Consider the following 9882-nt stretch of genomic DNA (forward strand, 5'->3'; position numbering starts at 1 on the left):
GTATTACCACATTCCCACCGCACGGCGACGGCTACGTGTTTAGAATGACATTTCTAAAGAGCAGTCTTCCCTGACATTTCTAACGGGACGGAACACGCTTTGTGCCGAACGTGGCTGTGGACGATCAGAATGATTCCGGAGTGATAGTCACTGGAGCCAGCAGCCACACACCGCCCGAACGACCTTGTTCCTCAAGCCTGTTTTTCTTCAGGAAAGAGCGCCACAGGCTCAGCAGGTTTTTCCCAAACCGTGAAGTCGATCATGACCTGTTCGTGGCCGTCAGGATGCTGTTCCCGCCAAAGCTGCAGCAAGAGGGGCGGCATCTCTGAGAGCACGCACTTGGTGCGCCCAACCTTCGCATGGCAACGCAGGCACAGCGAGATCATCAGGTGGAGCAGCGACTTACCCGGTACACGATGATGAACGACAATCGACCGCTTGCGGCGTCCCGAGGCTCCGCATACGCGGCAACAATAGCCATCACGCTCTAAAACCGCTTCGCGCAGTCCGCCGAAGTATTCCTCATCCTGTCGCTTAAGCGTGTAGCAGGTCCCACAGAGGCCCAGGGCGAGGATCTTCTCATTCCCGCACCGACAATAGAGTGCCCTCTGTACGCCCGGCTTCACTGCTCCTCCAGTCCATGCACTCCGAGGTTGATGTCTGTTTCGATCCGGCCTTCTTTCCAAGGGGCCGTTCTCTCTTGAGCGAAGGGGATGCCGTTCACCCGTGCATCGCCGCCGGCGTCGAAGAGCAGACCCCACGTATCGGAGTAGCCGTCTTCCCTGCCCTCTGCGATGGCCTGGTTGTGACGGGCCAGCTCCAACATTTCTGTATCGGCATCTTCCCAACCAACGCGCCAGCAGAGATGTGCCCCTTCAAAGTCGGGGATGGCAGTAAGGCGCGCCCGATACCCTGCGGCATACTCTTCTTTGTCCCAATGGCCCTTCAGCGCTTCCAGTCCGGGGTGGATCATTCGTTTTCTCCTTGAGCGTTGCAGCTAAGTACGAGGTGTTTGGATAGGCTCTTTAACTCCCGGCATAGGTGTAAGGATATTTTCAAAAATACTCTAAAACCGCGCAAATTTCAGGGGACTATACAGTGGAAATATACCCCAGAGCGACGTGTTACGTTGAGCAAGGTAGGATCGGAACTATGGGTGAGAGGTCTATCTTTTCCGGCGTTGCTCGAAGCGAAAACTCCGATACTGAGCTGCTTGTAATCTTCTGCACTATTCGTACACATTCCAAACGCCGATGATGTGGTGCACACTGCTTGTGAGCGGCTCGAATCCATTCTGGAGAGTATGCCTGCCTCCGTCTCTTGAAGTTCAGGACATACGGTGAACGATCTTTCTAAGGTGTGTAAAGTAGCTGAATGGGAGAGCACAAAAAACATTCGTGTCCGTGCGGAAGCGGAAAGCACAAGATGGCGTGCTGCCAAGGAATGCCTCACAGTACACAAGAACCATACAGGCTGGTTATCAATGCAACTCCGGAAGAGGAAGAGCTGCATGCGACAGCTCGGGGTCTGGCCCAAGCCGGAAAGCATGCCGAAGCCTGTGACCTCTTCGAAGAGCTCGTGGCTCTAAATCCAGACAACCCGATGAGCTGGAACTCTCTTGGCAACGAGTACGAGGCCACTGGTCACACTGATAAGGCGTGGCTCGCTTTAAAGAGAGGTCACGAGGTTGATCCGGCGTTCCCCTCGATACTCTACAATCTGGGAAACCTGGCATTAGACCGCTGTGTGAAGCTCCATAACACCGGCCTCTCCAGCAAGGCCGATATACAAAAAATGGCCGTGGAAGCGATTGGCTACTTCAATGATTGTTTGAACCGACATCCCGACTACGCGGAGTGCCACTACAACATTGCTTCTGCTCACCGCATGAACCAAGACGCACATAGGGCCAGCGCTCACATGACGAAAGCGCTCAAACTAAATCCGGCATTCGAGTTGCCTCCAGGCTGGCGTACTGAGAAGGCGAGGACATAACGTCACTATGGCCGATCAGCGATTCGTTCCTGTCAACAGCGAATTTTTTCTGGATCTACATTACACGGAGCGAGCAGAGGCTAAGCGAATTGCTAGGCGTCGAATCAGCGAATGCTTCAAGTACGGCATAAAACGGCTAAAGATTGTGTATGGCAGCCCGGACAACTTCGCCGGCAGCATCGCCGAGTCCATTTTCGAACTCGTCTGGGAAAGCGATCTGCTAGCTCTGGAGATGTTGCCAGCTTACGTGTTCATGCGTGATCCCGATCCCAAAGAGATCTCGACTTACGTAACGCTGTTTATACGTGAGAACCCGACACCTGCCCTCGTTGACGTGGATACATCGTTCGAACCTTTTGTTGCCAAGTTCGAGAAGGATATCCCGAAGCGACTGCGGTGCGACAACCCATACCATCCACTCCGAACACAACATACCCTTGAATGGACGGCACGCGCGATCGGTCATGGTTGCACACCAGCTATTCTTCAGTCCCTTTACAGTCAACAGTCCGTGAGCTTATCGGGTCCAGGGACTCTAGTGTCATGGCCGATGATGTGTGAAATGGCGATGAAGTATCGCAAGGAAGCCAAAGCTGGAGGGTCTTCAATTCGTCAATCCGCCGATATGCCGGTGCAGGAATCGGAGAAGGCAGTTCCAGTCAGCCACTTCCCTCCTCCAGGCTCAACTCCTTCGGCACAGGCGATCATTGCATCTGCGGTTTATTTGGAAGAGCAGAGCCGTTATGCCGAGGTCGAGCAACTCCTGAATGACCTGCTCACAGGAACGGGAGATCTACTTGGTTCGGAGACCGAGGAAGCAATGCTTATACTCGGTCGCGTGATGATGGCAACAAACAACGCTGAAGCGGAGACAATGCTTCTTCGCGCCTATGAGCAGAGGGAGAAGAGGGTTCCGGGTACGGCAAGCATGTTGCCCATGATCAAGGCCCTGATCGAGTATTACCACCGGTCCGGGGAGTTCGATCGGGCAAAGATAATGCTGTCGGCAGCAAGCGACATTGCTCGCGACTCTTTCACCAGCGTCTCCGTATCTTCGATGATCGCTGGCGCTCTTCAGGCTGCGCAGTTCGAACATTTCGCTGGTAGGCACAAGCAATCGTTGGAGACCCTGAAAGATCTCTCGTCTTTGTTGGACAAGCGCAAGCTGAAGCCTGCTGACAATGTCCTGCGCTTCGATCTCTTGGGGCTCAACTATCTTGTACTAGGTCGGTTCCTTGAATCTGAAATTGCTTTCAAGGCTGCGCTACGCATAGCAAACAAGAGCCGGGTAGGAATCAACGCGAGAGCCCACGTGCTCATGCACATGGGGCGCCTTTTGCGGAAAACCGGACGACTGATTGAGGCAGTTGCCACCTATGAAGACGGACTCTCCTTATTGCGTGGCGACGAGATGGGTACACATGATTTCTTGCGTGCCAACCTTCAATCCAGCCGTGGAGTGACATTGAAAACCATGGGAGAATACGCTCGAGCCGAAGAGGACTACGACACAGCTTTGGAACTCTTTGAAAGGTGCGGATCTCAGGAACATCCTGAGTACGCAGGAACCTTGTTGAGCCGAGCGATGCTTCATTTTCACCTAAACCAATTGGAGTTGGCTGACAAACGTGCGAGGGCAGCCCTGGCGATCATCGAGATGAAGGTAGTAGCTGACAAGTATTTCCTTCAAACCTGTTACGGAAGCCTTTTCCAGATCGCCAAAGGTAGGGGCCGCTTGGCTGAAGCTCAGGATTTCTATGACAGAGGTCTAGCGGTCGATCGCTAGAGGACGCGATCAAGTCGTCACAGCCGAAAGATCGCTCGCAGGTCGGCATGCGAAGATGCGTTCCTCGAACGCATACAAAGAACAAGCTGTCGCCAAGGTACGCATGACTACCTGTTGCCCGAGTAGAATCGTGGCTCAGATAGTATTGCCGAAGCCTGCGGAATGTCTACATATCGTGCCTTGATGAAGTCCTTCTGATGATTGGCAGAAAGACATTCCCAGAATTTGACTTTGATTGAAGGGGTTGCGGCGGTAGGCAGTTGTTCGGCTTGGGATGGGATAATCGCCTCCAGGAGAGTCTTTACGGTGTGGACGGGCGAAGAGCCTTGGAATTCCACAAAGTAATTGTCGAACGCAGAGACAGATCCCCCTTCGCGTGTAATCATTTCGGCAAGCGCCGCGTTCGCCTTGAGCCCGCCGAACGTCCACCATTTGGTTTGACCTGTTCCCGGTTCCGAGCTGACCACGGTAGCCTGTGCCCTTGCAACTATGATTTCGCTCCGGGCAGTCGTGATTTCGGAGACAGCCCTTCTAGACCACATCGGATCAATCTCTTCTCCTGTAAGAATGTCACGAACAGCACGGCATACACGGTAGCTAAGGGGTACACTCTCCCCCAACCACCGCGATTTTCCCAGCGCATCAATCGGAACAACGTGGGCAATAGATCGTTTTCGGTCCAGGTGGGTCACTTCCCAGGCCCTTCCTCCGAGGGAGATTATGATTGGTTGTTGTCCGAATTTTGCGAAGGACAAGGGATGAACAGAACCGAGATTGTCGGCGCCGCAGATGACCTGACAGAGCAAAGGGGTATCGAATACCGACGCCAACGCCATGAAATGCTTGGCACCATACAACCGCTCGGCCGCTGGCCCTAGGCCCAAGATTCCAGAGTCCTCGAAAAGAAGATCCGATTCAAGCATGTGAGTGATTAGTTGGCGTGTGATTTCCGTTGGCTCGCCGGTGGCCCGCAAGACAGTTGAGTCGTCGAAGTTTCGCGAGGCTCCTCCGTCTTGACGAATGATAGCCATGATCTGCTGAGCAATCACTGTGTATGGAGCCGGTGGGGGCAAAAGTTCCTCGACGAAGCCTTCTTTCCATAGCCGGAGTAGGGCGGCAGCTCGGATTAGAGATTCGCTGTGCGTAGCGAGAAAGAGACAGTTGCGATGCGAATTCGCTCGCCGACCCGTTCGTCCGAGACGTTGGAGGAACGATGCAACAGTTGCAGGTGCGTCAATTTGCAGTACGCGGTCCAGATCTCCAACATCAATCCCCAGTTCTAGTGTGCTGGTCGCTACGATTACACAATCTTTTGATTCTCGAAAAGCTCGCTCCGTTTGGCGCCGTTCGTCAACACTCAACGAACTGTGATTGACAAAGGTGACAGTGCCAGTTGCACGCAGCAAAGAGGCCACTTTTTCAGCTTGGGCGCGACTGTCACAGAACACCAACCGCTTTTCACCCCGGTTCAGTCTTGAGATAACAAGCGCCGCATTTTCAACGCTGCCAACATAATCCAGTTGGACTTCCGTCGTCTTGGTTGGGCCGTCGGCGTGCGGAGAAATTACGCAGTCGTGGGAACGATTGCGAGTCATCCAGGCCAAGATATCCTTGGGATTCCCAATTGTTGCCGACAAACCAATCCTCTGCGGTTGACAACCAGCGAGGTCGGAAATTCGCTCCAACAGCGTGAGAAGATGCCAACCTCGATCATCGCCGGCGAAGGAGTGAACCTCGTCGATGATCACACTCCGCAATGATCCGAAGAAGAACCGTCGGTCGGTACGATGTGAGATGAGCATAGCCTCCAGGCTCTCCGGGGTAGTAAGGAGAATGTCAGGAGGATTGCGGAGGATTGCGGAGCGTGATGCTTGTCCTACGTCGCCATGCCAAAGACCACAGGTCCGCCCAACAAGGGTGCAATAGAAAGATAAACGAGCTTCCAGATTATTCAGCAATGCCCGCAGTGGACAAACATAAAGAACACTGAGTCCATCCCACCCTTCGTCTAGCATTCGCGATAGAACGGGAAGAACGGCCGCTTCAGTCTTTCCACCGGCCGTCGGCGCAATCAGAAGGCAATTCACACCATCTAGAATCGGATCGACAGCATCTACCTGGAGTGGACGCAACTGTCGCCAGCCCAGACTATTGACAATATGATGTTGAATGCTCGGATGTAGGCGGTCGAATCCCATCACAACTCCAGATGGATCTCGTCAACGGAGGCGGCGGACCTTTCTTCAAAGCTGAGCTCTGCGCCAGCTACCGTAAGCTCAAAGTGCTTTTGAGGATCGAAATCGGGAAACTGCTCGATACGATCTAAGATGTCCCCAACGAGCCTCTTGAGGTAGAGTCGCGGCGCGATGCCAACTTTCCCCCCTAGCTTTCCGACCATTGCGACAGCCAATTTCTTAAGAAAGGCATCATCGGCTAACGTACGAATGCGGTCCTCCGCATGTGATCCCTCAGCGACCAGGTCGCGCACTTTTCTGCCAACTTCCGTCAATCCGTCGATATTTAAATTGCGCAAGCGAATCTGGACTGCTCGCGGATTATCGAAACGATCTTCTGGGCCAAATTCTACGTGGAGTCGTTGTGCAAGCGGGGGAAGTCGTTGAATGCCTTGAGGGCCGTCAAAGAAAGCCGGAGTTCCAGTTACAAGCAAATACAGCCCCGGAAAGCGTCCTCCGTACACCTCGTCTATAAGCTGCCGAAGCGCATTCAAACCTTTTTCCCGAACGTCGCCCCGCACTCGCTGAAGTGTTTCAACCTCATCCAGTACTACAATCAGACCGGCATACCCAGCGTCACGAAGCAGAACGAGTAAGCCCTGTAGAAAGCTAAGGGCTCCAAAATGGTCGACATTCCCCTTGATGCCGGCTCTGCGTTTGGCTGTTGCTGAGACGTTAGGTTGACCTGCGAGCCATGACAGAAGCGCTTCCGCTTCCTCAATTTGTCCTTCAGCCAGCGCCGAACGGTACGCGCGGAGAGTGGCGGCAAAGGCGGGCGCCATCTTTGTGATGGAAGCGAGGCGCTTTTCCATCAGTTCATTAGTCCGATCCAACAGGTCAGTTTCATTCAGTTGCTGACCGCCGTTTGCCTGTAAGAGGTCTTCTTCTAAAGAAAAGAACCACGCATCGACAATAGAGCGGAACGCCCCTTGTTCTTGATCTGCGGTGGAAAGTCTCTCCATCAGACGGCGATAAACGGTTTCGAGGCGATGAAGGGGCGTCTCAGTCTCGCTTATCTGGACCTCGGCGACCGCGAATCCGTTGCGTTTCGCACGTTCTTGAAGCCAGCGTCCAAAAAAGGTCTTGCCGCTACCATATTCGCCACGGATCGCCTTCAGAACGCCGGAACCCGCGCGTACCGATTCGAGTTCGCCGTCGACGGCTAATGTAAAACGGTCCATGCCGACTGCGAGCAAATCCAGTCCGCGTCTGGGGACTGTACCCGCGCGAAGCGCGTCGATCGTTTCTCGTCTTCGCTGGCGGCTAACGGCCATATTCGTCCCCAAGCTCGAATTGTTCCTTTAGAAGTTGCAGGTTTAGGCGAATGGTTTGCGACGAATCTACCGACAAGACCGGATAGCCTTCAACATTTAGGATGCGCTGAAGAGAGGCGATCATGCCGTCTACGCGTAGAGAAGATATTTCGAGCTTTTGAGCGAACGCACTCTTCAAGAGCACCAGGTTTCGTTCTGCCAACACTCGGAGATACTCTTCCACCTGTTCCTTTTTCATACGGCCGGCGAATGTCTCCATCTGTTCAATGAATACATTTGAAGCCAGTAACGCATCGACCCAGTCCCTAGCAGCACCTGAACGTTCGAACAGCGGCATTGTTGGCTTGAGCGCAGTGCCATTCTTGGCAATGCTCCTTGGCTGCATTCGCTCGCTGACAAGGTCACTCTCTTCGTCCTGCCACCAGTCTGGCCCAATCGAGTTGTCTCGACCCCATCCTTCAATTTCCATCACCCGTGGCGCTAACACAGCGACTGGCACGATGCACTCCTGAGCAGTCAATCCGCCGTGATAACCATGCCGGCGGTTCGCCGTGTACCGCGTCCTCTCGGAAGTCGGCGCGGTTATCTGGCCGCCTTCTGCGAGAACCCGCTGCCCATTCACCTCGAGCTCGTCTCCAGAAATGTCTGCGATGCCGCTCGAAGGCCGCCAGCGATCTGCTGCATCAGCTTTTCGTGTTAGTTTGGAGCCGTAATCCAGAACATGCCCATGGTCGCTGGCGAGAATCACTACGCGGCCAGCGCTCTTGGCTTCGTTTAGCAAGGTCTGTAGAACTGCAATGCTTCGCAAATTCCATCGAATCGACAACTGCTCTGGCCCGCTGAGTGAGTCGTCAATTACGTTCAACACGACACCCACAATCTTCGAGTCGTTCTTACTCACTGCCAACCGCAAAGATTCGCTCAGATCGGCTCCGCTCGAACCAACTTCATCTTTGTGGAACAGCACGGGCTTGCCATACCGAAAATCTGCGAACTCCTGAAACCCTCGTTTCTCAATATTTTGTGCGCCGCAAATGAGCTCTCCGCAAAGCAGGCTTGAGCGTGAGAAGCTGGTGGCAGAAGGAAGGACTGCAAGAGCGCTCTGCCAAGATGAGCCGTTGACCCGTGTCCATTCCATCCAGCCATGTTCTCTCAAATCAGATGACAATTCTCGCCACACTGGAAAGCTCATACCGTCCATCACAATGAACAACACCCCGCCAAGAGATCGGTTTGCCAATGGCGCCACTATTGTTCTGAGGACATCCTCAACAACAAGAATCTCGGATAGGGGTGCATCTCGCGCAGTCGCTGACACAAGGAGCTCTCCGAATCGGCGGTTCTCTTTCTCACGTCTGGCCGTGACTTTATCGAACAGCGCGCGATAGGACCTGGCCACACCTTCGGGCTCGCCTGCGGCTACCAATTGGTACCGAGCATAATCCACCCAAGAGCCGACGCACTCATAGCTAGATACGGACTCCTTCAAGCTTGAGGGCAAATCGCTCAGTTGACTCTGCCAGCGAATAAGGCGAATCGCCATTCTTGAGCGTTCACGTCGATCTTTCAATTCCTCCAAGTATTGAGAACCAACATGAGAGGCGACAAAACTGTAAGCGTGCTGGCATTTCTTCAAATCACCACCGGCAAGTTGTTTGGCGAATTCGTCCAATCGTTGCTGAAATCCGATAGGCGACCAGCGGCTGTTGACAGCTGCTGCAGTCGCTCCCAAACCATCTAACACTTGGTCAGCTCGCGTCAGTTCGCGTCGAACACAGTCCGTACGTTCCCGCACTGCCCAGTTCTCCGCGGCTTCATTCCATCGCCGCGCTTGGGAATCACTTAAAGGTTGGTTTCCGGTATAGCGTTCCAATCTGCCCAGCGCCCTTGAATCTGTGCCAGCATTCGACAATGCACCCAATGCCAGGCCTATAGCAATGACATCCGGACCATAACCGTCTATCAGAGACCGGATCAAAATCGGCGTGAGATCGCCAACGCTGCGCACCAGCCATTGCTCAAGTGCCGATTGCAGCTCCACTCCCAAGGAAATCCATCTGACGGCTGAACCCTCGGAAGCAATCCAAGGAAGGAAGTCCAAGAGGTCGGGCCTCGCTTGGTCTATTCCGAGTCGGTTCTGGAGAATGACTTTCCAAACTGCCTCCGCTGTAAGAATGCCACTTGTAGCGACGGGAGCCTCGTTGCTGCCTAGGGCGTCTATCGCCGCGTCCGCAATGACAGTAGACTGTCGAAGAGCAGGGTCCACCTGCTTGGCCTTGAATCGTTCCGCAAGGGAGTTCCAAGGATCAACGGGCATCAGCTGTTGTTTGAAGAGTCGCGCTCGAACATCATCTCCAATGGCGGCCGTTGGCAACGCCGTGATTAAGAGAAGAGGCGTAAGAGAGTTTTCGATCAAGCGTTGTCTCATTTCGAGGACGGAGTCGCACTGAAATACGCTCCACTTCTCTTGACCTGCCAGAACTTGGTCTTTTCCTTGCCAACGGCTTTTACTATGCACACCGATAGCCTGTCCAGGCTCACGCTTAAGCCGGATCGACTCGATGTGCGATAGTAGGAGGGCCTCCTTCATATG

At 53.8% G+C, this 9882-nt stretch carries 7 protein-coding genes; 2 read left to right on the forward strand and 5 right to left on the reverse strand.

Annotated elements, in window-relative coordinates:
- Nucleotides 1-191: 191 nt before the first annotated feature.
- A complete protein-coding gene (locus HDF12_RS21410; protein WP_373563997.1) occupies nucleotides 192-626 on the reverse strand; it encodes an HNH endonuclease in 435 nt (144 codons plus the stop codon).
- The gene (locus HDF12_RS21415; RefSeq protein WP_179587185.1) at nucleotides 623-973 is read right to left on the reverse strand and encodes a hypothetical protein; all 351 of its coding nucleotides are present in this window, start codon (nucleotides 971-973) and stop codon (nucleotides 623-625) included. The genes HDF12_RS21410 and HDF12_RS21415 overlap by 4 nt, the downstream gene beginning before the upstream one ends.
- A gap of 470 nt (nucleotides 974-1443) precedes the next feature.
- On the opposite strand from HDF12_RS21415, the gene HDF12_RS21420 reads away from it, so the two are divergent.
- Nucleotides 1444-1995 carry a tetratricopeptide repeat protein gene (locus HDF12_RS21420; protein ID WP_179587187.1) on the forward strand — a complete coding sequence of 184 codons (552 nt, stop codon included), beginning with the start codon at nucleotides 1444-1446 and terminating at the stop codon, nucleotides 1993-1995.
- A 7-nt stretch (nucleotides 1996-2002) separates the two neighbouring features.
- On the forward strand, nucleotides 2003-3781 hold the full coding sequence (locus tag HDF12_RS21425; RefSeq protein ID WP_179587189.1) for a tetratricopeptide repeat protein: 1779 nt from the start codon (nucleotides 2003-2005) through the stop codon (nucleotides 3779-3781).
- 107 nt (nucleotides 3782-3888) lie between these two features.
- On the opposite strand, the gene HDF12_RS21430 is transcribed toward HDF12_RS21425, so the two are convergent.
- Genes HDF12_RS21430 through pglZ form a run of 3 tightly spaced genes read right to left on the reverse strand, consistent with a single transcriptional unit; the run spans nucleotide 3889 to nucleotide 9879 of the window.
- Entirely contained in the window at nucleotides 3889-5979 is a 2091-nt protein-coding gene (locus HDF12_RS21430) for a DEAD/DEAH box helicase (RefSeq protein ID WP_179587191.1), read from the reverse strand.
- The gene (brxD, locus tag HDF12_RS21435; RefSeq protein ID WP_179587193.1) at nucleotides 5979-7289 is read right to left on the reverse strand and encodes a BREX system ATP-binding protein BrxD; all 1311 of its coding nucleotides are present in this window, start codon (nucleotides 7287-7289) and stop codon (nucleotides 5979-5981) included. The genes HDF12_RS21430 and brxD overlap by 1 nt, the downstream gene beginning before the upstream one ends.
- A complete protein-coding gene (gene pglZ / locus HDF12_RS21440; RefSeq protein ID WP_179587195.1) occupies nucleotides 7279-9879 on the reverse strand; it encodes a BREX-2 system phosphatase PglZ in 2601 nt (866 codons plus the stop codon). Before pglZ ends, brxD begins: the two co-directional genes overlap by 11 nt.
- Between the last annotated feature and the right edge of the window lie 3 nt (nucleotides 9880-9882).

Source organism: Tunturiibacter gelidiferens, assembly GCF_013410115.1.
Taxonomy (GTDB): domain Bacteria; phylum Acidobacteriota; class Terriglobia; order Terriglobales; family Acidobacteriaceae; genus Edaphobacter; species Edaphobacter gelidiferens.

Coding starts and splice junctions, on each gene's coding strand:
- HDF12_RS21425 (WP_179587189.1), top strand. CDS start 2,003: ATGGCCGATCAGCGATTCGTTCCTGTCAACAGCGAATTTTTTCTGGAT.
- pglZ (WP_179587195.1), bottom strand. CDS start 9,879: ATGAAGGAGGCCCTCCTACTATCGCACATCGAGTCGATCCGGCTTAAG.
- HDF12_RS21420 (WP_179587187.1), top strand. CDS start 1,444: ATGCCTCACAGTACACAAGAACCATACAGGCTGGTTATCAATGCAACT.
- HDF12_RS21430 (WP_179587191.1), bottom strand. CDS start 5,979: ATGGGATTCGACCGCCTACATCCGAGCATTCAACATCATATTGTCAAT.
- brxD (WP_179587193.1), bottom strand. CDS start 7,289: ATGGCCGTTAGCCGCCAGCGAAGACGAGAAACGATCGACGCGCTTCGC.
- HDF12_RS21415 (WP_179587185.1), bottom strand. CDS start 973: ATGATCCACCCCGGACTGGAAGCGCTGAAGGGCCATTGGGACAAAGAA.